We start from the raw sequence: 24257 nt of genomic DNA, 5'->3' as shown, positions 1-24257 counted from the left end.
CGGCAGTCACACACGAGGTTCCGAACGAAACTCCCCGACGAGGTGGAGGACCGCACCGATTCCGGAACAACCGATACCGACCGGAACGAGCAGGAGGCCGATACCGGTCCCCGACGTGAGAATTGTGGGCGGCAGCCCGCCGACGATCTGTGCGAGCAGCATCGGCACGACGAGCAAGACGACGGAGAAACTGCCGGCAGCGGCTCCGATAGAAAGCAACTGCCGTGACCGTTCGGTCGGATCCCGAAATTGCGTGAGGAGAAATAGAAATCCCGCTTCCGCGAGCGTGAGCACGCCGATAATGAGACACAGGATCACGAAGAGTCCGGTAAGACCGGCCGCAAACCCGTCGCCGGGCGGGTTTTCGGGAATCGTCGTGAAATACAGCACCGCGGTCAGTAGACTGACCACGCCCAGCACTGCAGTAACGGCGGCGATCGAACGGGGAAGCGGGCGGTTCATGGGGACACCGCTCGATTGACATGACATCGTGATAACGGTATCGACGGCGGCGGCCGATCGGATCTCGAGCACGGTGCCCTCGGACGGCTGCGCTTCGCCCGCGGTCTGACCCCGCCGCCGTGGCGCGAATCGGACCGGTACATGAACGGTCCCGCGACTCCCCGCGGGCTGGAACACGCCACACGCTTAACACGCTACTCGGCCAACCTCCGGGCGATGGGACGGTTATCCGCACTCTTCGATCCCGAGACCGTCGCCGTGGTCGGCGCGACCGACCGCGAGGGCGCGGTCGGCCGCGCGATCCTCGAGAACCTGCGCGACGGGTTCGCCGGCGAGGTCGTACCGATCAACCCCTCGCGGGAGGCGGTCCTCGGGCTCGAGTGTTACGAGGACGCGACGAGCGCGCCGCCGATCGATCTGGCGGTGGTCGTCGTCCCGCCAGATATCGTGATCGAATCGATGCGTAACCTTGCCGAGGCCGGCACCGAAAACGTCGTCGTCATCACGGCCGGCTTCGCCGAAACCGGCGGCGAGGGCGCACAGCGCGAACGACAGCTTCGCGAGATTGCCGCCGAATACGACCTCAACGTCGTCGGCCCCAACAGTTTGGGGATCATGGCCACGTCCAGGGGTATGAACGCCACGTTCGGCCCCGAAGACGCCCTCGAGGGCTCGATCTCCTTTATGAGCCAGTCGGGTGCGTTCATCACCGCCGTGCTCGACTGGGCCAACGAGCAGGGGATTGGCTTTCGGGACGTGGTCTCGCTGGGGAACAAGACGGTCCTCGACGAGACGGACTTCGTCCGCGAGTGGGGCGACGACCCAGAGACCGACGTCATCATCGGCTACTTGGAGGACATCGACGACGGACGGGGCTTCATCGACGCCGCCCGCGAGGTGACCGACGACACCCCGATCGTGCTCGTCAAGTCCGGCCGCACCGATGCCGGCGCGCAGGCGGCTTCCTCGCACACCGGCGCGATCGCCGGCAGCGAGCGCGCCTACGAAGCGGGCCTCGAGCAGGCGGGGGTCCTCCGGGCTCGCTCGGTGCAGGAACTGTTCGACTACGCGCGGGCGCTCTCCGGGTTGCCCGAGCCCGAATCCGACGGCGTCGCGGTCGTGACCAACGCGGGCGGCCCCGGCGTGCTCACCACCGATGCCGTCGGCGATTCGACCCTCGAGATGGCCGATTTCACGGACGAGACGATCGACGAACTGGCCGGGGCGATGCCCGACGAGGCAAACGTCTACAACCCGATCGACGCGATCGGCGACGCCGACGTAGAGCGCTTCGGCGAGGCCCTCGAGATCGCGCTCGAGGACCCGAACGTCGGCAGCGCGGTCGTCGTCGCGGCCCCGACCGCGGTGCTGTCCTACGACGATCTCGCCGAGACGGTCATCGAGAAACTCGAGGCCCACGATACGCCGGTCGTCACCTGCCTGATGGGCGGCGAGCGGGCCCGCGAGGCCGAGGCGACGCTGCGCGAGTCGGGAGTGCCGAACTACTTCGATCCCTCGCGGGCGGTAGCGGGACTCGACGCGCTCGCTCGCTACCGAGACATCCGCGAGCGGACCGTCGAGCGCCCCGAGACGTTCGACGTCGACCGCGAGCGGGCACGCGAGATCTTGGCGCGGACCAAGCACCGGACGGACAACCGGCTCGGCGTCGAGTCGATGGAGCTGCTCGAGGCCTACGGGATTCCGACGCCGGAGGGCGAGATCGTCGACGATCCCGACCGCGCCCGCGAGGTCGCCGAATCGATCGCGGGCGACGTGGTGATGAAGATCGTCAGCCCCGATATTTCCCACAAGTCCGACATCGGCGGCGTCAAAGTCGGCGTGGCAGACGAGGACGTGTACGACGCCTACGAGGATGTCGTCGCCCGGGCGCGTAATTACCAGCCCGACGCGACGATCACGGGCGTCCAGATCCAGGAACTGCTCGACCTCGAGTCCGCGACGGAGACTATCGTCGGGATGAACCGCGACCCGCAGTTCGGCCCGCTGCTGTTGTACGGACTCGGCGGCATCTTCGTCGAAATACTCGAGGACACGTCCGTTCGCGTCGCGCCGATCGACGAGGGCGAGGCCCGCGAGATGGTCGACGAGATCAAGGCCGCGCCGCTGTTGCGCGGCGCTCGCGGCCGCGAACCCGCGGACGTCGAGGGCGTCGTCGAGACGGTCCAGCGGCTCTCCCAACTGGTGACCGACTTCCCGTCGATCCTCGAACTCGATATCAACCCGCTCGTGGCGGGCCCCGATGGCGTACAGGCGATCGACCTGCGACTCACCGTCGACGCGGACGAACTCGACACGGAGGAACCATGACCAACACCGACCCAGACTCAGAACCCGCGGCCACCGAACCCGAAACTGCCAGCGAGACCAGCACCGAGACCACCGACGGCGAACGCGGCGCGGACGCGACCGTCACTGACGGCGGCGATACCGACACCCTGCTCGTCAGTTCGCTCGAGGAGAGCACCGGCAAGACGGCCATCACGCTCGCCCTCGCCCGCCTCGCGGCTGCCGAGGGCGAAAGCGTGGGTTACATGAAACCGAAGGGAACCCGGCTGCAGAGCAACGTCGGGAAGACCTTGGACGAGGACCCGCTGCTCGCCCGCGACCTGCTGGATCTCGAGGCCGAGATGCACGACCTAGAGCCTGTCGTCTACTCGCCGACGTTCGTCGAGCAGGCGATCCGCGGCCGCGAGGACTCCGACGAACTCCGCGAGCGCGTCGCCGAGGCGTTCGACACGCTCGCGGCCGACTGCGACCGGCTGTTCGTCGAGGGCGGCGGCCGGTACGACCTCGGCGGGATCGTCGATCTCACCGACGCCGATATCGCCGACCTGCTCGACGCTCGCGTGCTGTTAGTCGCGCCTTACGAGATTCCCGCGGACATCGACGACGTGCTCGCCGCCGCCCAGACGTTCGGCGACCGACTCGCCGGCGTCGTCTTCAACGACGTTCCCGACGCGGCCTACGACCAACTCGAGACCGATGTCGTCCCCTTCCTCGAGGGGCGGGGGATCCCGGTCTACGGCGTGCTCCCGAGCGAACGAGAGCTATCGGGCGTGACGGTCGCCGAACTCGCGGACGAACTCGGCGCGTCGATGCTCGCCGAGGAGGGTCGAGACGCCTACGTCGAGCGCTTTACCGTCGGCGCGATGGGGCCCGACAGCGCCCTGCGACACTTCCGACGGACGAAAGACGCTGCGGTCATCACCGGCGGCGACCGGGCCGAGATCCACACCGCCGCGCTCGAGGCCCCCGGCGTCCGCTGTCTCATCCTCACCGGCGGCCACCGGCCCTCGGGCGCGATCGTGGGACAGGCAAGCGAGAAGGGCGTCCCGATCCTCTCGGTCCAGACGGACACCCTCACGACGGTCGAGCGCGCGGAGGACGTCGTTCGCAGCGGCCGGACGCGAGACGCCGAGACCGTCGACCGGATGGAGCGACTGCTGGCGGATCACGCGGCCGTCGATTCGATTCTGGGGAGGGACTGATCGAGCGTCCGTGTCGGCTTCGTTCTCTCCAATTCCTCGTCTCCGCCGCACGTTCGCTCCGGTGACTGTCGTGTCTGACCAAAAGTTAAGAGTCCGCCACGCATGAGCCCAGACATGGACGACATTCCCCAAGAAATCACGTCTCTCGTCGGTCGCGAGGTCTACTCGAACAACGGCGTCTTCGTCGGCGAAGTCGAGGATCTCCGGCTCAACGTCGACGGCGAAGCCGTCACCGGACTGGCGCTTGCGAACCTGAACGGCGAACTGTTCGCCGACGAGGCCCGCAGCGGACAGGGCATCATCGTCCCCTACCGCTGGGTTCGGGCCGTCGGCGACGTAATCCTGATCAACGACGTGGTCGAGCGTGTTCGCGACCCCGACGAGGAAGAGGACGAACTGCTGGCCTAAGTCGGCTCTCGATTCGCGTTTTCGGTCGGTTCTCAGCTTCCGTTCGAGCCTTCGCTGCTGCCGCCTTCGACGCCCATCGCGTCGAACAGGGTTCGCTTGACCGCTTCTTCGGTCAAGTCGAGGAGGGTGTCCCGCGTGTCCTCGGAGATTTCGATCCCGGTAAAGATGCCAAGCGGGATCTCCGCGCTGGCTTGGGTCGAGTGGCCGGCCGTCTCGCCGATCTCGCCGTAGGCGTCGGCGAGGACCTTGCCGATGTTGATGCGGATGTCCTTCGAGCGACCTGCGAGGAAAATCGTCTCGTCGGCGATGCCGAAGACCGCGGTCGTCGTGACCCCCTCGAGGTTCAGCAGGTGGCTGGCGGCTTGGGTCAGCGCCTCGCGGTCGCGGACGAAGCCGGCGTTGGAGACGAGGTGGCTGCCCTGTACGTCGCGGTTCGTAATCGCCTCCGCGAGCACGTCCAGCGTCTCGGGGGACATCGACGGCGACTCCACCTGCTCTAAGGTGTCGTGGTTCGCGAAGGGATAGAGGTAGGCCGCCGCGGTCAGATCGGCGGGGGTGGTGTCGCGTTTGAAATCCAGGGTCTCCGCGCGGATGCCGTAGAGCAGGGCCGTCGCGACCTCCTCGGAGACGTTCATATCGAACTCCTGGATGTACTTCGTCATGATCGTCGACGTCGAGGACATGTTCGGCCGAATGTCGACGAACTCGGGCTCGAACTCCGACTCCGTCTCGTTATGATCGATGACGATGTCGACCGGGAGTTCCATCTCGCTCGAGGTCGCGTGATCGACCAGGGCGACGGTGTCGTAGACCGAGTGGTCCTCGATCTCGTCCCACTGGACGAGGTCGATTCCCAGCAAGTTGACGAACGCGCGGTTCTCCTGATGGCCGACATCGCCGAGGTAGATGATGTCAGATTCGATGCCGAGGTGGTCGGCGATCGCCTGTAAGGCCGCCGCGCTGGCGATCGAGTCCGGATCGGGACTGTCCTGCGTGATGATCGCCAGCCGGGTCGAGGTCTCCTCGACTAACCCCGCGAGTTTGCCCGCGTTGTACTCGAGTTCCCCGGACTCGAGGGCTCGAAGCGCCGATTCGGCGATGACCGAGGACGGGTTGATGACGATGTCGGCACCGAGATCGGAGAGCTCGTCGCCGGAGACAGGATCGCTCGCACGGGCGACGATGAACTGGGTGTCGCCGTTGTTGCGGATGTGCTCGACGGCGCGCTTGTTCGATTCGACGTCCGAGGCGAGGATGAGGACGACATCGCGGTCGGCCACTAACTCGGCGATCTCGGATTCGCGAATGTCGGCCGTCTGGGCGTCGAGGTCCTGATCCCGGAGCGATTCGACGCGGCTCTCGTCACGGTCGATGATGGACACGTCCTTGCCCTGTTCGACGAGTTCCTCCGCGACCGCGTACCCCACGCTCCCACAGCCCAAGATAGCGTAGTCAGAAATCGACGAAATCGTAACCCCCGTGCTCATATGCCCGAGTGGTCGGACCCGTTGCACTTAACGCTCCCGAAGCGTCCGACGCCGTGAAACTTCGAACCGAACGCTCGAGGGCGGTAACGCCCCCGTGGATCACTGCCACGGTGCCCGCCAAGGGAAACGTATTTGAACGACCGAGGGAAAGTCGGGGGTACAGGGCCGGTAGCTCAGTCCGGCAGAGCGTCTGACTCTTAATCAGACGGTCGCGTGTTCAAATCGCGCCCGGCCCGCTACTCTGCTGCGAACAAATTCGTGAGCAGCAGGTCGCTGAACCGGCGGGATTTGAACGCAGGGAGGTCGTGCGCAACGTAGTGAGCACGTCCGACCGTGTGTTCAAATCGCGCCCGGCCCGCTTTCTGACGGCGAACAAATTCGTGAGCCGTCAGTAACGGATCCGAAGCGATTTGAAGTAGACGAGTCGCAGTCCGCGAGCGAGTGAAACGAGCGAGCAGGAACGTCTCGGCGTAGTTCACAATCGCGCCCGGCCCGCTTTTGCCACGAGCAAGTTCGCGAGTGGCAAAACGATCACAAGCGATTTGAACTAGACCAGAAAGGCGCAGCGAAGCGAGCATTTCTGGGCGTAGTTCACAATCGCGCCCGGCCTGCTTTCTGACGACGAACGGTTTCATGAGTCGCGAGTAACGGATCGAAGGGGATTCGAAGTCGATGAATCGCTATCAGAACTGTTCGACGTACGTTTCTATGACCGACGTCGTATCATGCGTGCTCCACTGGTACTCCGTGAACTCCTCGTACAGTTTCACCTCGTCCGTCTTGGTCGTCCCACCAGGATTATCGTTCCGGGGGACACCCCCGGTTGTAATACCGACGACGTTCCCCTCGAGCGTGACGAGTGGACTGCCACTGTTTCCACTCAGGTTCGGGACCGATGTCAACAGGGTATCGCCGTGGCCATCTCTCACGTATTGCCCGATCGAAACTACCCAGTTTCCGATCGCGAAGGGGTGGCCGACCTGTACGGCGGGTTGATCGGTCTCGAGTGAGCTCGACGATCCGAGCGACAGATCGTTCGGCGGGGAAAAACTCGTCTCCAGCACTGCCACGTCGTGATACGGTTGACTCATGTGATCGGAGGATCCGACAAGTTCGGGAGTGAAGGAGTCGCCATCCACGGTTCGGCATTCGAAACTGGAGTTCCCGTCGACGACGTGACTGTTCGTTATTAGATCGCCGGTATCGAGAAACCAGGCTGTTCCGCCACTTCCACGGTCACCCTCGATCGTTACGACTGCCTCGCGTACTTGCTTTGCGAGCGTTCGCGCCTGTGTTAGTTCCGCATCAGAAAACTCGGCAAACGCCTCGTTCTCCGTTTCCGGCGTCGCCCCCTCCTGCTCTTTCAGTTCTTCGAGCTCGGATTCGAGCGTTTCGATACGGTCGTCCCTCTCAGATAACTGCTCTTTGAGGAGTTCGATTTTCCCCTCGAGTTTCGCCATCCGTTCCCGCAACTCCTGCTTCGTGGCGTCTGTCGTATTCGTCGATGTGTCCGACGGGTCGGATTGGCGTACCCGCGAACACCCCGCGAGACCCGCAACGATTCCCGAAGAACCGATTTTGAGAACGTCACGTCTCGAACGGCCATCCATGAAGCACACAGATCAGTGAAATTGTAAATAGATTCTGGCCTTTTCACATACTCACGCGGAATGGGAGCCGAAATCGTCGGACCGTCCATTGCTACGGGTAGTGACACCGACGTAGGTACGAACACTCGGTCTCGAGGAGGCATCGGTATCCGATTGTCTCGGTGATTGGCATATCCCGATCGCCAGACGGCAAACTGAACAGCCGACCTATAAGACGACCCCTGACGTACTCTCGAGCCACGATGACCGTCACGCACGAGGGACTCGAGTTCGACCGACTCGGCCACGCGAGTGTCCGCATCGAGACCGACGACGGACTCGTCGTCTACGTCGATCCGTGGGGCGAGGTGCTCGCGGACGAACCGGGCGACGGCGACGTGGTCTTGGTCACGCACGACGATATGGACCACTACGATCCGGACGCGCTCGAGGCCGTCGCGAGAACCGACGCCACCGTCGCCGTCTACGAGGGGGTCGACACCAGCGACCTCCCGTTCGAGGTCATCGACCTGCCACTCGAGGGCGAGACGACCGTCGCGGGGATCGACGTGCGGACGGTTCCGGCCTACAACGACCCGGAGGGGGATCACCTCGACGAGGATGGCGAACCGTTCCACGCAGAGGGGGAGGTGATCGGCCTCCTGCTCGCGCTCGAGGGGACGACAGTCTTCTTCCCGTCGGATACGGATTTCCTCCCACATCACGAGTCGATCAGCGCCGATGTCTTCGTCCCGCCGATCGGCGGCCACTTCACGATGGATCGCCGCGAGGCCGCGGCCTTCGCGCGCAGCGTCGATCCCGACCTCGTCTTGCCCGAACACTACGATACGTTCGAGCCGATCGAGACCGACGCGGAGGCGTTCGTCGACGACCTCGCGGCCGACGGGATTCGCGTCGAACTGTTCTGACTCAGTGAGGTGTTTTCGCGCTGCCCGCTCGAGGGTGGCTCTCTCGAGATCGGTACTATTCGTCTGACCCGTAGAGACGCCCCCGTATTTAAAGACCCCCAATTCGGCGGATTTTGGCGGTAGCGTCCCCAACGCGTGGGAACGGACGGGTTCGGTTAAAGAATAGAGTGGATAGGTCCCCGTGTATGCTACCGAAACGCTCCGCCACACGAGGTGGTCGGTGATGAGTCTCTCGCGACGCGATTTCCTGGCGGCGGCCGGGACGGGGTCGGTCGGTGCCCTGCTCGGCTCCGCGTGGGGAGCGACGCAATCGGTCGATACGATCACGCAGGTCGACAACCCGCTCAAATCCTATCCGAATCGGGACTGGGAGCAGGTCTATCACGACATTTACTCGTACGATCGGGTCGACTGGACGGTCTGTCACCCCAACTGTACGCAGTCGTGTGCCCTGAACTTCTACATGAAAAACGGGGTCCCGATTCGGGCCGAACAGATCTACCACGAAGAGGAGGGCAGCCCCGGACCGGGAAGTCCCGGCGGGTACGAGGAGGCGGGTGTGAGCCGCCACTGGAACCCCCGCGGTTGCATGAAGGGGCTGACGCTCCACCGCCGAACGTTCGAGCCCAGCCGGATCAAGTATCCCATGGTCCGCAAGGGCTGGAGTCCCGACGACCCCAACCCCGAGGGCCGCGGCGAGGACGAGTTCGAGCGCGTCTCGTGGGACGAGGCCATCGACCTGATCGCCGAGAAGATGGCGAGTCTCGAGGACGAAAAGCGGTTCCACATCTTCAACGCGATCAAGTCCGACGGCCTGATCACCCGCCACGGGGCCGGGCGACGGCTGGCCTCGATCTTTGGCGGCTGCGAGTGGACGGAGTACGACTGGTATGCCGACCTACCTCCGGGCCACGTCATCACGACGGGCTACCAGACCAGCGACGCAGACGCGTCGGCGTGGCGGGCCGCCGACTACACCATCATTCAGGGGAAGAACCTGATCCACAACAAGCTCGCGGACAACCACTTCTTACAGGAGACCCGCGAGCGCGGCGGGAAGATGGTCGGTGTCTACCCGGACTACTCGCCGACGGTCCAGAAGTGCGACCGCTGGCTCCCCGTCCGGCCGGGCAGCGACCCCGCGTTCGCGCTGGGTGTCGCCCACGTCATCATCGACGAGGAACTGTACGATGCCGATTTCATGCGGAAGTTCACGACGCTGCCGCTCCTGATCCGGCAGGATGACGGCAAGTACCTCCGCGCACACGAGGTGTTCGCGGACCACGAGCCGCCGGCCGAGGACAGCGAGCAGCGCCACGAGGAAAACGACTGGGGCGACTTCGTCGCCCTCGACGAGAACGGCGACCCCGTCCCCGTCACCCGAGAGGAGGTCGGCGACGAGACGCCCGTGACTCCCCAACTCGAGGTCGACACCGAACTCGAGTTGGCCGATGGCGCGTCGGTCGGCGTCCACACCGACTTCACTCGGCAGAAGGCGAACATCATGGACAACTACGATCCGGAGACGGTCGAGGACATCACGACGATCCCGGCCGACGCGCTCCGGACGACTGCTCGAGAGTTCGCCGACGCCGAGAAGGGCCAGTGGTTCACCGGCGAGGGGATCAACCACTGGTTCCACTCGAACGACTCGCTCCAGCGGACGATCTTCTTCGTCCAGTCGATGCTCGGCAACATCGGCGAACGGGGGGCCGGCTACTACAACTACTCCGGCCAGTACAAGATCGAGTTGCTCGACGGCTACCCGTCCTACGTCAACCCCGACGGGAACGCCGCCCACGGGATGTATCCCGGCTACGCGTTCGCGTTCTTCGGCGGCGAGCAACTCGACGCCCACGAGATCCGCGGGGACTTCGACCGCGAACTCGATCTGGTTCCACAGGGCGACGCCGAGGAGCCGGTGATGCCGACGAACGCGGAGTCGTACACGATGTCGAAGCCGACGATCCTGTGGACGATGAACTGCAACCTCCTGAACCAGACGAAACATCAGGAGCACGTCATCGAGAACTTCGTCAAACATCCGGACACGAGCAACGAGCTCTCGATCGTCTCGGACATGCACATGACCTACTCCGCGCGCCACGCGGACATCGTGCTCCCGGTCCCCTCCTGGCTCGAGTGTGAGTATCCCGACATCACGGTCGGCCCGGAGAACCCGTTCATCCACATGGACCACGGGGTCATGGACTCGCTGTACGACACGAAACAGGACGGCGAGGCCGTCGCGCTCGTCGCCGAGAAGTTAGACGAGAAGATCCCGCCCGAAGAGCGCAACGTCGACTCCTACCGGGCGTACTTCGATAAGTTCCTCGACGACGACAAGGACGTCCGCGACTACATCCAGCAGACGCTGGACGCGGGCATGACGACCCGCGACATCGACGTCGAGGACATCGAGGACGGCCCCGAGCGGCTGCAGCTCAAGACGTATCCGCGGATTCCCTTCTACTCCCAGATCAACGAGGACCGGCCGTTCTACACCAAGACCGGCCGCATGGAGTTCCACAAGGAGGAAGACCGCTTCCTCGAGCTGGGCCGAGCGGATCTGGATCACATCGAGAGCCCCGAGGGAACCCCATACGGGGTGAACCAGAAGTGGGAAGACGCGAAAGACGAGGAGAACCCGCTGTATCACGACGAGGAGTACCAGTTCTACTACAACACGCCCCATCCGAAGTACCGGACCCACTCCTCGTGGGGGATGACCGACTGGAACCTGATCTGGTCGGCGCGTGACTTCGGGTCGACCAACGCCGATCCAGAGGGGACCGAACGGTTGGTCGACGACTTCTCGTTCCCGCAAGGCGAGGGCGAGACGGAGGAGACGCCGCCGCTGGGCGAGGCCTTCGTCGAGATGCACCCCGAAGACGCCGCGAACATCGACGTCGAGAACGGCGACTACGTCCGGATTACCGGTAAGCGCGGCGACCTCGTCGTCCGCGTGATGGTCAGCGAGCGCCAGCGGCCGCGCTCGGCCGGTGACATGGGTCAACTGACCCTCTGGCACGGCTGGTGGCCCCAGCAGTTCCCCGACGACGAGGAGAAAGAGGACGGCATCAAGGGGTACAACGTCACGACGAACATCTGGCTCGATCCGGCCCAGGAGACCGACGACCTCGTCCACAAGGCCGTCTTCGGCGATCCGAACATCTCCGAACACGTCGAGGACGACATCGCGTGGAAGGGGGCCGAACTCGAGCACGGCTACGAGGAGACCGTCTGGGCACCGACGGGAACGAACCGTGACGACCTCGTGGAGGTCGAGAAGTACGAGGAAGCGGACTGGTGGCCGGGCGACGCGCGGAAAGACGAGTTGGTGCAGGACTACATCGGCGGTTCGTTGCAGGGAGGTGACAGCTGATGCCGGAAACGTACAATCCACAACTCGGGCGCGAGCACAGCTATCCGTACGAACACCGCGAGGAGGAACGCGACTGGCACTGGGGGATGATCATCAACATCAACCGGTGTATCAACTGTAACACCTGCTCGTTCGCCTGCAAGTCCACGTGGACGAGCGGGGAAGGCGAGGAGTACATGTGGTGGATGAACGTCGAGACCGAGCCCTACGGCGGCTACCCGATGGGCTGGGACATGCGATTGCTCGACGACCTGGGCAAAGACGAGACGATCTTCGAGGCCGCCGAGGAGGGCGAGGCGGCCAAGGGCTACGTCGCCCAGAAAGAGGAGTGGGAGTACCCCGCGCTGGGTGACGACCAGGTCCACGGCGAGTACCCGACCGGCGACGTCGTCGAGAGCGACCTCGAGGAAGACGAGTATCACGACATGTGGCAGTTCTACCTGCCGCGGCTCTGTAACCACTGCAAGAACCCCGCCTGCCTCGCGGCCTGCCCGCGGAAGGCGATCTACAAGCGCGAGGAGGACGGCATCGTCCTGCTCGATCAGGAGCGGTGTCGGGGCTACCGCAAGTGCGTGAAATCCTGTCCGTACCACAAGCCGATGTACAACCCCGAGACGGGCGTCTCGGAGAAGCCGGTGGGCTGCTTCCCGCGCATCGAGGAGGGCAACGTCCCGCGGTGTGTCTCCTCGTGTATCGGGAAGACGCGCCTGCACGGCAACATCAACCGCGGTCCCGACGCCGGCCATCCCAACGGGAACACCGACGCGGCGGCCGGCCGGAGTCCGGTCAACTACCTCGCCAAGAGCGACGAGAAGATCGCGCTCCCGCTGTACCCGCAGTTCGGGACCCGGCCCCAGGTGTTCTACATGCCACCGTACCACGTGCCGCCGGAGTTCCTCACACAGATGTTCACGCCCAACACCGAGGACAAGCAAAACGAGTGGCCCGGCAGCACCTTTGAGGAATCGATCAAGATCGTCCAGGACCGCGTCCGAAATCCGAGCCACCACGTCCTCGGTATCCTCCAACTGTTCGGCGCGACCACCCGCCTCATCGAGACCTACACGGTCAAAGAACACCGCGTGAAGGGGTGGGACCGCAAGGGGAACAAGGTCGTCGACATGCCCTTCGAGGAAGAGATGGAGGTCCGCGAGGGCGAGATGTGGACCAATCAGCCCTAACAGACCGATGACACCGAGTACTACCACAGCCGATTCCGACTACCACGCCGCGCGGGCCACGCTGTACTGTGCCGCCGCCGCGGCGCTTACCTACCCCGACGAGGACACCGTTCGCGAACTGCTCGACCCCGAGGCCTGCGAGGGAATCGAACGCGCCGCCGCGGAACTCACAGTTGCCGAGGAGGCGACCGCGCTGCTCGAGGCCCTCGAGGAGACCCCGGTCGAGGACCTGCAGGTGGCCTACAACCAACTGTTCGGCCTCCCCAGCGACGACGGGACCTACGCGGTGATCCCCTACGAGGCCCACTACACGACCCGCGACGAGATCAGCAGCGAGCAGCGCCGGATCGCGACCGTCGTAGGCCTGATGGAGGAGTTCGGCCTCGAGCCGAGCGACGACTTCGCCGAGCGCCAGGACCACGTCGCCGCCGAACTCGAACTCGCGCAGGTACTCGCCGGCCAGCGAGCGGTCGCACTCGAGTCGGGCGAGATCGCGGCCGCCGAGCGCGTCGGGAAAGCCGAGGCGACGGTGCTCGCCGACCACCTGGTCGAGTTCGTGCCGGCTCTGGCCCACGACCTGCGGCGGGCGACCGAGGAAGACGCCTATGCGGCCGCGGCGGACCTCCTCGAGGAACTGGTCACCTACGACAACGGCCAGCATCCGGAGCCGACGGTGTCGGCGGAGGCGGCCAATGGGGGTGAGGCCCCGTGAGTTCACAATCGTTCGAGATTGGCTCGGTTTCGATCGACCGCAGCGCCGCGCGCTACGCGACGAAACTGGCCGTGATCGTGCTGTGTCTGGTGCTGGTCGCCCAAATCGCGGTGGTCGCGGTCCTCACGGGCGGCCCGCTGCCGTTCACCTCGGTCGACACGGTGCCCGCGGAGCCGGACGCCGCCGCGTGGGACGACGCATCGACGAAAACGGTTTCGCTCGATAGCCAGCAGATGGCCCAGCCCCACGGCGGCGGGAGCGTCGACAACGTGACCGTCCAGGCGGTGACCAACGACACGCACGTCGCCTTCCGCATGGAGTGGGAGGACCCGACCGCCGATACGGAGATCAACGAGCCAAACGCCTACAGCGACGCCGCGGCGGTCATGCTCCGGAGCGGCAGCGAGCCGCCGGTCGCTATGGGCGCGGCCGGTGAGCCGGTCAACATCTGGTACTGGCGCTCGAGCTGGCAACACTCCGAGTCCGATCCGGGCGGCGACATGTACTCGTATCCCCACCCGGACAACCAGACGAAGCCGGGCGAGGCCGCGGGGAACCCGCTCTCGCAGTCGAACTACAACCGCTACGGGCAGAACTACTACGCTACCGGCTACGGCTCGCTGACCAACGCGGAGACTCAGCCGGTGGCGGCAAACGGCGAGCGAACTGAGGACGGCTGGGCGGTCGCGTTCCAGCGAGAGCACGACGCCAGCGGCGAGTACGACGCCTCCTTCGAGGAGGGCGAGCAGATGTATCTCACCTACGCGGTCTGGAACGGCAGCGCCGGCGAGGCGAACGGCGAGAAGTCGCTGTCGTACCAGTTCCTCACCCTCGACACCGACGACGGGACCCTCAGCGCGGTGGACTCCGACGGCGGCGACAGCGCCGACACGGAGAGCAACGACGGTATCGTGGCCAGCGCGACGGCGTCGGCGAGTTGGCTGGCCGGGGCTGCGACCAACTGGCCCGCCGCGATCGTCCTCGCGACGGTCGGCGCGTGGCTGGTCAGCTACTGGAGAGCGAAACCATGACCGAATACGCGAACCGAAGTGCCCGCGGCCGGGCACCCGACGACGACGAATCGACGCTCCGGACCCGACTCGAGGCTGATCGGGAGCGCGACCGCCGCCGCGCCGTACTCGGACTGATCGATCTGGCCGAGGACGGCGGGCTGGCACCGACAACGATCGGCCAACTAGCCGAACTGGCGACCGATGACGGCTCCGAAGACGTGCGGCAGTTCGCCGTCGAGGCGCTCGGGCTCGCCGCGGGTGCCGCCGAATCGGCCGCCGAAGACGCGGCCAGCGAGGCGATCCGGTCGGCACTCGCCGACGACCGCGAGTGGGTCCGCGCCGAAGCCGTCGTCGCGCAGTCTCGAGCCGCGCCGGGGAACGAAACCCCGCTCCAGGCGGCACTCGAGGACGACAGCGGCTGGGTGCGGCGCAACGCCGTCATCGCCCTGTCGAAGACGGGCGCGGCCTCCCAGGAGCTGCTGATCGAGCACATCAAGAACGATCCCCACTCCGGCGTTCGGGAGTACGCGGCCGACTATCTGCGGGAGTACGCCAACGACATGAGCGAGAGCGTTCGCATCCTCGCCGCGGTGCTGGCCCGGGACCCGGAGGCGTTCGTCCGGGCGAAGGCCGCGACCAGTCTGGGCGAACTCGGGACCGAGCGCGCCGAGGCCGTCCTCGAGCGCCACGGACTGAACGACCGCAGCGACGACGTGCGGCGGTCGGCAAAGCAGGCGCTCGCGACGGCCCGCGGCGTCGATCCCGACCAACTCGACATCGAACTGGATGACGAGGCCGCGCCCGGCGGCGGCCCCGGCTCGCGGCGCGAGCGCGAACGACAGGGGCCCGGTCCGGGACGTGGTCCCGCAAATTCGATTGACGGCCTCACACAGGGACAGCGTGATCGACGATGACCTACGAACTCGATAGCACACCCACGGACGAATCGCAGCCGGCCGACGGTCCACACGCGACCGGCGAATCAAACGCGGCCCCCGACCACGAGCACGAAAGCTCGGAGGAGGGCTGTACGACCGAGAGCAGCGCCACGGGGACGGGCTCGGGCCTCGAGGAGTCCCTCGGGGTTACGATCCCGGACGACCACGTCGGCGCGTTCGTCGCGCAGGCGTTCGAGGACGTCGAGCGCTCGACCGAGTGGACGGAGGCCGTCGAGGCCGTCGTCGCCGACGAGGCCCGCGACGCGTGGCGGTCGCTCTCCGCACAGCAACAGGTCGTCGAACTGCTGACGATGGCAGACCGCTACGACGAGCGAGCGACCGAACTGCTCGAGGGGATCCCCCTCGATCGGGGCGGGCTCGACGACGACCTGCGCGAGCGGTTCGAGGAGGCGACGCGACTGCGCAGAAACGCCGACGTCCTCCGGGACGGCATCGCCGCGGGCTACGCCGAGGGCCGCGTGACCGACGACGACCTCGTCGCGGCCGTCGAGGACTTCGAGTTCGATACCGCGTCGATCGCCGAACGCGAGGACGCGCTCGACACCGTCGCGAACACGTACGATCTCGACTTCCGGCCCTACGGCGGGACGTTGATGACCGAACGGGAACCCGACGAGGACGCCGACGAATTCGAGGCTTGGTAACATGGCAAAACACGATATCGTCCCCGAGGAGGTACCGACCGACGACCTCGCCGACCGCGTTCGCGCCGGCCTGCGGTCCGTCGAGGACCCGGATCTCGGCGGAAGTGTCCTCGAGTCCGGCCTGGTAGCGGACGTGTCGGTCGATGATCGGACCGTCCGAATCGCCGCCGATCTCGTTGGCTTCGACGAGCCGACCGCCGAAGATGTCACCGAGACGCTCCGGCGAAAGGCCCTCGCCACCCCCGGCGTCGAGCGTGCGACGGTCGAGGGCGAGACACCCGCAGACGCCGCGGCCGAGGATATCGACGGCGCGGCGGGCGTCGACACCGTGATCGCGGTCGCCAGCGCCAAGGGCGGCGTCGGCAAGACGACGGTCTCGACGCAGCTCGCTCGAGCGCTGGCGGCCGACCCCGACCGCGAGGTCGGCCTCTTCGACGCCGACCTCTACGGGCCGAACGTGCCCGAACTGCTGGATCTCGAGGGGCCAGTCTCGGCCAACGCCGAGGGCGACGCCGAACCGATCGATGACGGCGACCTCACGGCGATAAGCGTCGGGCTCATCGCGAACGACGAGCCGCTGGCGTGGCGCGGCGCGATGGCCCACGAGGCCGTCAGCGAACTCTTCGAGGACACCGCGTGGGGCGATCTCGACGCGCTCGTCATCGACCTGCCGCCGGGGACCGGCGACATCGTCCTGACGGCGCTGCAGTCGCTGCCGATCGACGGCGCGGTGCTGGTCAGTACGCCACATCCCACGAGCGTCAGCGATACGGCCCGCAGCGCCACCCTGTTCGAGGAAAACGGCGTTCCGCTGCTGGGCACGGTCGTCAACATGCGCGGCTTCACCTGCGAGTGCGGTCGCGAACACGACCTCTTCCCCGAGGCAGACATCGAGGCCGAACTCGATCAGCCGGTGCTGTGCGAACTCCCCTTCGACGAGCGGGTTCGGGACTTCGGCACGGAGGTGCCGGAGGAGACCGCGGCGCTGGCCGATACCGTCCTCGAGCGACTGGAAGACGTCGGCGACCTCTCGGTGCCCGACCACGCGCTCGACCTGCGCGGGCTCCCGAAGTCGATCCGCCACGAGCAGGCGACCGAGGAGTTCCGCGCGACCGAGCCCGGCGAGGCGTTCTACCTGATCAACGACCACGATCCGTCCCCGCTCGCGGCCGAACTCGTGACGGCCGTCGGCCGCGAGGGGCCGCCCGGCGACGCGTTCGCGGAGTACGCGGTTCGTCGGCAGGCCCCCGACGAGTGGGTGATGGTCGTCGAGCGATAGCGCCAAGTCGGCCGTCGAGCGGCCGCCTCGCGGGATCGTCCCCGGCCGCACCATCGGTCGGTCGAACGGATCTTGTCGGTATGACGGTGATCGAAACACATGTCTCAGGACTCGAGGCTGCGGGTCGTCTGTCTGGCCGGCCCGAGCGACGCCGGGAAAACGTCGCTCGTCGAGAGCCTCGTAGACCGACTCGCCGCGGACGGTCGCGTCGCGACCGTCAAGTCGATCCACCACGACATCGAGATCGATACGCCGGGAACCGATACCCATCGCCACCGGACCGCCGGTGCCGAAACCGTCGTCGGCATCACGCCGACCGCCACCTTCGACATCACGACGCGCGGAAAGCGAAATCCGCCTGTGTCCGCGATCGAGCCCCGCTTCGAGTCCGACGACCCCGAGATTCGGGCGCTGGCGAGCACCCTCGAGCGACTCGCAAGACGGGGTTACGGTACCGTGCTCGTGGAGGGGTTCGCCGAGTCGCCGCTGCCGACGATCCTCGTGGGCGATCGAGAGCCCGCAGCGGTGGGCGGGCCCGTCGTCGGCTGCGGCGACGACCCGATCGACGAACTGGCCGAGACGATCCGCTCGCTCGAGGGGCTCGCGATCGATGATCGGGAAACCGGAAAGCCGGACGACGACGCGGAGTAGCCGGCCGAGTAGGTCGCGGTTCGACGGCCGGTTGCGGACGGAATCGTCAGCAGTACGTAACCGAATTCGGTTATCTTCTCACAATATAGGAACCAAAACCAGTTGTATTTATGCAGGGGGTCGAACGGGACGTATGCACAGTCCCGACGGTCGCGACGACCGCGCCGGACCGTCCTGCTGGAGCCGGCGGAACGCGCTCACCGCGGCGGGCGGACTGACGGCGGGGCTCGTCGGTACGGCGGGTTGTCTCGGCGGCACCGCCAGCGTTCGCGTCCTCGCCGCGGGCAGTCTCGCCGTCGCGCTCGAGGACGGCGTCGGGCCGGCCTTCGAGTCCGAATCGGGGCTGGGATACGAAGGCGAGTACTACGGGACGAACGCCCTGTTGCGGCTGATCGTAGACGGGACGAAACATCCCGACGTCGTGATCGGAGCCGATGTCGATCTCCTGCGGGAGCGACTCTATCCCGCGCAGGCGGACTGGGACGTCGAGTTCGCCGCCAACGAACTCGTGATCGCCTCCGCGCCGGAGACGGAGCCGGGCGCGCGGCTCGCGGACGGCGAGCCGTGGTACGACGTCTTCGCCGACGCCGAGGAGGGCGCGATCGCGATCAGCGATCCGGACCTCGATCCGCTCGGCTACCGGGCTCTCATGCTCTTCGAGCTCGCCGAGCGCGAACACGGCCTCGAGGGCTTTCGCGACGCGATGGCCGACCGAGTCACCCGCGTCGCCGACGAGCCGCAACTGCTCGCCGGCCTCGAGAACGGCACGCGAGCCTGCGCGGTCGCCTACGGCAACATGGCCGCCGAGCGCGATGTCGCCGTCCGCGAACTCGACGACGCTTACAACTTCGGCGATCCCGCCCTCGCGGACCAGTACGCGACGGCGAGTTACACCACCGCCGACGGCCAGACGGTCGAGGGGTCGCCGGTCGTCTACAACGCGACGGTCCGAACCGACGCGGACGACCCGGACGCGGGCCGGGAGTTCGTTTCGTTCCTCCTCGAGAACGGCGACCTGCTCGCCGATCACGGGCTTCGCGTGGACGACTCCTTCCCTCGATTCCACGGTGAGCCGCCGGAGGGGATCGACCCGTGAGCCGAACGGATCGGGGGCTGAATCGGGACCGAAATCAGAGCCACGTCCGCGATTGTGACGGCGACGGCGAGTCGCCGGAGCCGACCGCGGACGCGCCCCGGTTCGACGCGGGTCTCGAGCGACTCTCGAGCGGGCTCGCCGTGCCGGCGCTGCTCGGCGCGGTGTTGCTCGCCTATTTCGTCGTCCCCGTCGCGGTCTTTCTATCTCGAATGCGAACGATCGACGTTCTCGGCGGGCTGGCGGATCCGACGATTCAGGACGCGATTCGAACCTCACTGGTGACGGCACCGGTTTCGACGGCTATCGCGACCGTCTTCGGCGTTCCGCTGGCCTACGTCCTCTCGCGGGGGTCGTTCCGCGGGAAGCGGCTGGTCGAAGCCGTCGTCTTGCTGCCGCTCGTGGTTCCGCCGATCGTGGGCGGCGTGATGCTGTTGACCGTCGTCGGCCGGTACACGCCCGTCGGCGCGGCCGCCGCCGCGCTCGGGATGCCGCTGACCGACAGCCGCGCCGGCGTAGTCCTCGCACAGACGTTCGTCGCCGCGCCGTTTCTCGTCGTCACCGCCCGCGCAGGCTTCGACGGTGTCGATCCGCGGCTCGAGGAGGCCGCACGGACGATGGGGTACGGACGGCTCCGGACGATTCGGCTGGTATCGCTGCCGCTCGCGCGCAACGCCATCGCGGCCGGGGTCGTACTGACGTTCGTCCGGGCGCTCGGCGAGTTCGGCGCGACGATGATGGTCGCGTACACCCCGCGGACCATGCCCACCCAGATCCGGGTCTCGTTTATCGCCCGCGGAATCGACGCGATCGTCCCGATCGCGCTCACTCTGCTCGCCGTCGCCGCGATCGTCGTCCTCGCCGTCCAATTGCTGGTCGGGACGCCCCGCCGACACTAACTCGTCGCGTCCGCGACGCTGTCGCTGTTTCCACCAATCGAACCGATCAGAACGCGTGTAATTCGCTCAAACCGCTTCTAAGTGCTTTGGAAGTGGGGTTATGGATGTCGTCGCCATACCCATAGATGAGACTCATGACATCCATCGCAGACATCGAGATCCCGGCCGACGGAACCGGAACCGGCGAGCTGTTCGAGGCCGTTCCCTCTCTCGCGTGTGAAATGGAGCGCGTAATCGCCTCGAGCGGCCACGGACTCTGGCTGTCGGGGCCGTCCCAATCGGAGATCGAGGACGCCCTCGACGAGGCCGGCGCGATCGGTGCGTACTCCCAGATCAGCAGCGACGAGGACCGCTGGCTCTACGACATCGAGTTCGAGCCGGACACCGTCGACCCCTTCGAGATCATCCTCGAGGAGGGGGGGACGGTCCTGAGTGCCTCGGCCTCGAACGGCACGTGGCTGCTCAGTGTGCGCGTGGTCGACCGCGAGAGCGTGAGTTCACTGTATGACCGCCTCGATAACAACGACGTGCCGCCGACTATCGTCCGACTGTTCGATCTGGCCGAGGAGAGTCACTCCCAGTGTGGCCTGACGACCCGCCAGTACGAGACGCTGGTCGCGGCGATCGATCACGGCTACTTCGAAATCCCCCGCGAGGTCTCGATGCAGGAACTCTCCGAGGAACTCGGTATCTCCCACCAGGCGCTCTCCGAACGCCTGCGCCGAGCCTACCGCGCGCTCGTCACGTCCGAACTCAATGTGACCGAAGAGGACACTGCCGCGCCGCCAATCGCGACGAACTAACTCACGGCCGAGTAGCCGACGCCCGACCAACCGGCCAGACTCGATGCTTTTCAGCGACCGCCCGATCGACTGCGAGTCGAACCGCCGTCCCGGCTGACGATCGCTCGAGCCAGCAAACGGGCTCCGATGCCGTGTGACTCGCGGACCGCCGACCGTTAAGAGCCGGGGCCCCGTCGATTCGGGCATGCAGATCGATACCGACGACGGCGTGTTGCGACTGCGGTTCGATCGACCCGACGCACGCAACGCGCTCACGACCGAGACGGCCGACGAACTCGCCGACGCGATCGAAGCCGCGACGCCCGAGGAGTACGACGCGATCGTCATCACCGGCGAGGGAACGGCGTTCAGCGCCGGCGGCGACCTCGAGTCGCTGGCCGAAACCCCGGAGTCCTCGCAGGCGGCCTACGAGGAAGTCACCGAGACCTTCGGCCGCGTCGTCGAAGCGATGCTCGAGTGTCCGGTGCCGATCGTCGCGAAGGTAAACGGCGACGCTATCGGCGCGGGGCTCTCGATCGTCGCGCTCGCGGATCTCGCGTTCGCCGCCGAGGACGCGACGTTTTCCTGTGCGTTCGTCAGGGTCGGGTTGATCCCCGACACCGGCGGGACCGTCATGCTGCCCCACATCGTCGGGCTGCGGGCCGCAAAGCGACTGGCCTTTACCGGCGAGTTCTTCGACGCCGAGCGCGCGGCCGACCTCGATCTGGTCAACGAAGCGGTTCCGGCCGACGAACTCGACGATCAGGTCGCCGAGACCGTCGCGGGGCTCGCAAACGGGCCGACGGCGACGATCGGAATGATGAAGCAAGCGATGCACGAGAACATGAGCCGTTCGTGGGACGACGCGCTCGATTACGAGAACCTGCTCCAAGCCCAGGCCCGCACGTCCGAGACCCACGAGGAAGGCGTCGCCGCGTTCCTCGAGGATCGCGACCCGGACTTCGAGTAGCTATAGTAGCCACTGAAACGATGTACAGCCCCATTCATCAACTGGAAAACACGTCCGCAAGCACCAGCAAGCACCACCGCCTTGCGGGAATATACCGTTAGTTAGACTGCAATGTCCCCACAGTTTACCGACGACGACATCGGCAAGCACGTCGTCAACGCCGACGGTGACGAGGTCGGAATGGTCGCCGACGTCCAGCAGGGTACAGCACACGTCGAACCGGATCCGGGCATCACGGACACGATCAAGGCGGCACTCGGCTGGGGCGGCGGGAGCGAAGACACCTATCCGCTTCAGGACGAAGCGGTCGGTCGCGTGACCGACGACGAGGTCCACCTCGAGGGCGATCTCTCCGGGAGCGGGACCGGAGCGACCGGCGGCAGTACAGGCGCAGAAACCGGAATGACGGACACAGGAACCGACACCGGGATGACTGACACCGGAACGACCGGAGCCGGCGGCACCGGAACGGGCACCGATCGGGGAATCGATCGGGACGAGGACGATATCAGCGGCACCGACGACGAGGGCGTTATCCGCGACGATGACGACGACGGTCTCATCGGTGACGACAACGATGATGGCTTGATCGGCGATGACAACGACGACAGACGCGGCACCGACGACGATGATGGGCTAATCGGTGATGACGACGACAGTCTCATCGGTGACGACGACAACGACAGGCGCGGGGCGAACGACGACGACAGCCTCATCGGTGACGATAACGACGACAGCCTCATCGGTGACGATAACGACGACAGGCACGACACCAACGACGATGATGGCCTCCTCGGTGACGATGATGACGACGACGATGGGCTGCTGAGCGACGATGACGACGATACCCGCACCGGAAGCAACACTCGATAACCCCGGTTCTCAGTGCCTCTCGAGCCGAACTCCTGCGGCTCCGAGTCGGAATCTGATTTTGTTTCTGTGATGGCGCAGTCGACCGACTGCGCCCGCTCCCAGCGATCGCCTCGAGCGGCGGGGCGGCGCGGACGACGTCGCGTCAGTCCGCCGAGACGGGACGGCGATTACTCCTGATTCGGGCGGTCCTCATCGCTACGGCTGCTCTCGTTCGACTGGGGCTGCTCGGACGTGATATCCGTTTCCTCCATGGCGCGCCGTTCGGGTGGACCCGTCTCGCCGCGATTCCGGTCGCGGTCGGTCCCCTCGGAGTCGTGGCGCTGGGTGCCCTGTGCGGACGACTGCTGGCCGCGTCGTTGGGTGTCCCGCATGGCCGATCGGTTCGGCTCACTCCCTTCCTGTCGGTCCGTATCGATCCGCTGTGAGTACTGATCGCGCAGCCGACCCTGACCCGTTTGGCCCGGCGTAGCCTGGTTTCGATCCGTCGGCTGGTCGTACTCCCGGCCGCGCTGCGACCGGTCGCCGCTTCGGGACGGGGCGCTCTGTTGACTCGAGCCCCGTTGCGATTCGGACTGTGGCTGTGCTCCCTGCGATCGAGTCCGGCGTCCCTGCTGGTGGCCCTGCTCGAATTGGCCGCGAGACGGTCGCTGGGAACCCTGCTGCGGTCGGTCGGAACCGCCGTATTGAGGCTGGCGGCCGCCCTGTTGGGGCTGTTGTCCGAACTGCTGGGCCTCGTCCCCTCGAGAGTGAGCGGGCGCGGCGGTCATCGGCTGTTGCTCGGTGCCGGTCGCACCGGCTGACTCGCCGCCGTATTCGTCCGGTGAGACCCACTCGCCGGTTTGGTGGACCTCTCGAGGCTGTTGGGGGAGTTGGGTCTGGGACTGGCCGCCCTGTCCCTGCTGGCCGCCCATCTGTTCGTGCGACTGCATCTGCGGTTGTGGCTGTGTGTTCGTCGGCTGTGATTGTGGCTGTGTGTTCGTCGGCTGCGTTTGCGGTCCCTGCTCGCTCAGTTGGTGTCCGCTGCGTTGCTGACTTCTCATCTGCTGGCTGCCCATCCCCTGCATCTGACTCCCCATCTGCTCCATCTGGTTCAGCTGGGGCTGTGTAGCGGCCTGCATCCCCCGTTCCATCACCTGCTCCATCTCCGGCATGACGGCCTCGACCCCTTGGAGATAGCTCTCGACCATCGACTCCGTAAACTGCGGGCCCGGCGCGCTCTCGAGCATCGATTTCGTCATCTCGAGGCCCTGTCGCTGGGCGGTTTCCTGCCACTCGAGTGCGCTCAAGGTCATGCGGGCCATGTTGCGCTGGAGGTCGATCAGTTGCTCTATGGCCTGCTGGCTCTGGTTCATCGTCGATTCCGCCATTCGCTCCGTGTCCGTCTCGGTGGACTGTTGGGTCTGTCGGTCTCTCATATGTATCACCTGAGGAT

At 65.9% G+C, this 24257-nt stretch carries 22 protein-coding genes and 1 tRNA gene; 18 read left to right on the top strand and 5 right to left on the bottom strand.

Features of this window, described 5'->3' with window-relative positions:
• Positions 1-6: 6 nt before the first annotated feature.
• On the bottom strand, positions 7-462 hold the full coding sequence (locus tag ACJYUO_RS04895; RefSeq protein ID WP_494344272.1) for a hypothetical protein: 456 nt from the start codon (positions 460-462) through the stop codon (positions 7-9).
• A 216-nt stretch (positions 463-678) separates the two neighbouring features.
• On the opposite strand from ACJYUO_RS04895, the gene ACJYUO_RS04890 reads away from it, so the two are divergent.
• The 3 genes from ACJYUO_RS04890 (at position 679) to ACJYUO_RS04880 (ending at position 4379) form a co-directional block, all read left to right on the top strand.
• Positions 679-2790, top strand: a complete 2112-nt coding sequence (locus tag ACJYUO_RS04890; protein ID WP_494344271.1) for an acetate--CoA ligase family protein — start codon at positions 679-681, stop codon at positions 2788-2790.
• Positions 2787-3971: a phosphotransacetylase family protein gene (locus ACJYUO_RS04885; protein ID WP_494344270.1), complete on the top strand. Its 1185-nt coding sequence runs from the start codon at positions 2787-2789 to the stop codon at positions 3969-3971. Before ACJYUO_RS04890 ends, ACJYUO_RS04885 begins: the two co-directional genes overlap by 4 nt.
• Positions 3972-4085: 114 nt before the next feature.
• On the top strand, positions 4086-4379 hold the full coding sequence (locus ACJYUO_RS04880) for a PRC-barrel domain-containing protein (protein ID WP_006429990.1): 294 nt from the start codon (positions 4086-4088) through the stop codon (positions 4377-4379).
• A gap of 32 nt (positions 4380-4411) precedes the next feature.
• On the opposite strand, the gene ACJYUO_RS04875 is transcribed toward ACJYUO_RS04880, so the two are convergent.
• Positions 4412-5866, bottom strand: a complete 1455-nt coding sequence (locus tag ACJYUO_RS04875; RefSeq protein ID WP_494344269.1) for a DHH family phosphoesterase — start codon at positions 5864-5866, stop codon at positions 4412-4414.
• Between the two features lie 162 nt (positions 5867-6028).
• Between ACJYUO_RS04875 and ACJYUO_RS04870 the strand changes: the two genes are divergently transcribed.
• A tRNA-Lys gene (locus ACJYUO_RS04870) sits at positions 6029-6102 on the top strand.
• Here ACJYUO_RS04870 and ACJYUO_RS04865 read toward each other — a convergent pair.
• Both ACJYUO_RS04865 and ACJYUO_RS04860 read right to left on the bottom strand, forming a co-directional pair.
• Positions 6103-6501 (bottom strand): hypothetical protein, encoded by a 399-nt coding sequence (locus ACJYUO_RS04865; protein ID WP_494344268.1) that lies wholly within the window; start codon positions 6499-6501, stop codon positions 6103-6105.
• A 48-nt stretch (positions 6502-6549) separates the two neighbouring features.
• A complete protein-coding gene (locus ACJYUO_RS04860) occupies positions 6550-7476 on the bottom strand; it encodes a S1 family peptidase (protein WP_494344267.1) in 927 nt (308 codons plus the stop codon).
• 242 nt (positions 7477-7718) lie between these two features.
• On the opposite strand from ACJYUO_RS04860, the gene ACJYUO_RS04855 reads away from it, so the two are divergent.
• The 14 genes from ACJYUO_RS04855 to ACJYUO_RS04790 all read left to right on the top strand — a co-directional run bounded on the left by ACJYUO_RS04855 (position 7719) and on the right by ACJYUO_RS04790 (position 22825).
• On the top strand, positions 7719-8384 hold the full coding sequence (locus ACJYUO_RS04855; RefSeq protein ID WP_494344266.1) for an MBL fold metallo-hydrolase: 666 nt from the start codon (positions 7719-7721) through the stop codon (positions 8382-8384).
• A 223-nt stretch (positions 8385-8607) separates the two neighbouring features.
• Positions 8608-11769: a molybdopterin-containing oxidoreductase family protein gene (locus tag ACJYUO_RS04850; protein ID WP_494344265.1), complete on the top strand. Its 3162-nt coding sequence runs from the start codon at positions 8608-8610 to the stop codon at positions 11767-11769.
• Positions 11769-12950, top strand: a complete 1182-nt coding sequence (locus ACJYUO_RS04845) for a 4Fe-4S dicluster domain-containing protein (RefSeq protein WP_494344264.1) — start codon at positions 11769-11771, stop codon at positions 12948-12950. The genes ACJYUO_RS04850 and ACJYUO_RS04845 overlap by 1 nt, the downstream gene beginning before the upstream one ends.
• Positions 12951-12957: 7 nt before the next feature.
• Entirely contained in the window at positions 12958-13662 is a 705-nt protein-coding gene (locus tag ACJYUO_RS04840) for a TorD/DmsD family molecular chaperone (RefSeq protein WP_494344263.1), read from the top strand.
• A complete protein-coding gene (locus ACJYUO_RS04835; protein WP_494344262.1) occupies positions 13659-14693 on the top strand; it encodes an ethylbenzene dehydrogenase-related protein in 1035 nt (344 codons plus the stop codon). The genes ACJYUO_RS04840 and ACJYUO_RS04835 overlap by 4 nt, the downstream gene beginning before the upstream one ends.
• Positions 14690-15589, top strand: a complete 900-nt coding sequence (locus tag ACJYUO_RS04830; protein WP_494344261.1) for a HEAT repeat domain-containing protein — start codon at positions 14690-14692, stop codon at positions 15587-15589. Before ACJYUO_RS04835 ends, ACJYUO_RS04830 begins: the two co-directional genes overlap by 4 nt.
• Positions 15586-16278 carry a hypothetical protein gene (locus ACJYUO_RS04825; protein WP_494344260.1) on the top strand — a complete coding sequence of 231 codons (693 nt, stop codon included), beginning with the start codon at positions 15586-15588 and terminating at the stop codon, positions 16276-16278. The genes ACJYUO_RS04830 and ACJYUO_RS04825 overlap by 4 nt, the downstream gene beginning before the upstream one ends.
• Position 16279: 1 nt before the next feature.
• Positions 16280-17557: a P-loop NTPase gene (locus ACJYUO_RS04820; protein ID WP_494344259.1), complete on the top strand. Its 1278-nt coding sequence runs from the start codon at positions 16280-16282 to the stop codon at positions 17555-17557.
• Positions 17558-17656: 99 nt separating this feature from the next.
• A complete protein-coding gene (gene mobB, locus ACJYUO_RS04815) occupies positions 17657-18208 on the top strand; it encodes a molybdopterin-guanine dinucleotide biosynthesis protein B (RefSeq protein WP_494344258.1) in 552 nt (183 codons plus the stop codon).
• A gap of 133 nt (positions 18209-18341) precedes the next feature.
• Positions 18342-19304 carry an extracellular solute-binding protein gene (locus ACJYUO_RS04810; protein WP_494344257.1) on the top strand — a complete coding sequence of 321 codons (963 nt, stop codon included), beginning with the start codon at positions 18342-18344 and terminating at the stop codon, positions 19302-19304.
• The gene (locus ACJYUO_RS04805) at positions 19301-20200 is read left to right on the top strand and encodes an ABC transporter permease (RefSeq protein WP_494344256.1); all 900 of its coding nucleotides are present in this window, start codon (positions 19301-19303) and stop codon (positions 20198-20200) included. Before ACJYUO_RS04810 ends, ACJYUO_RS04805 begins: the two co-directional genes overlap by 4 nt.
• 134 nt (positions 20201-20334) lie before the next feature.
• Entirely contained in the window at positions 20335-21003 is a 669-nt protein-coding gene (locus ACJYUO_RS04800; protein WP_494344255.1) for a helix-turn-helix domain-containing protein, read from the top strand.
• Between the two features lie 184 nt (positions 21004-21187).
• Positions 21188-21952: an enoyl-CoA hydratase/isomerase family protein gene (locus tag ACJYUO_RS04795; protein ID WP_494344254.1), complete on the top strand. Its 765-nt coding sequence runs from the start codon at positions 21188-21190 to the stop codon at positions 21950-21952.
• 111 nt (positions 21953-22063) lie between these two features.
• Positions 22064-22825, top strand: coding sequence for a DUF8593 domain-containing protein (locus tag ACJYUO_RS04790; protein WP_494344253.1), 762 nt, complete (start codon positions 22064-22066; stop codon positions 22823-22825).
• A gap of 167 nt (positions 22826-22992) precedes the next feature.
• On the opposite strand, the gene ACJYUO_RS04785 is transcribed toward ACJYUO_RS04790, so the two are convergent.
• The gene (locus ACJYUO_RS04785) at positions 22993-24240 is read right to left on the bottom strand and encodes a hypothetical protein (protein ID WP_494344252.1); all 1248 of its coding nucleotides are present in this window, start codon (positions 24238-24240) and stop codon (positions 22993-22995) included.
• Between the last annotated feature and the right edge of the window lie 17 nt (positions 24241-24257).

Source organism: Natrinema sp. CRL1, from assembly GCF_059162405.1.
Note: the sequence above shows the minus strand (reverse complement) of the source record. Positions and strands in the feature narration are given on the sequence as shown.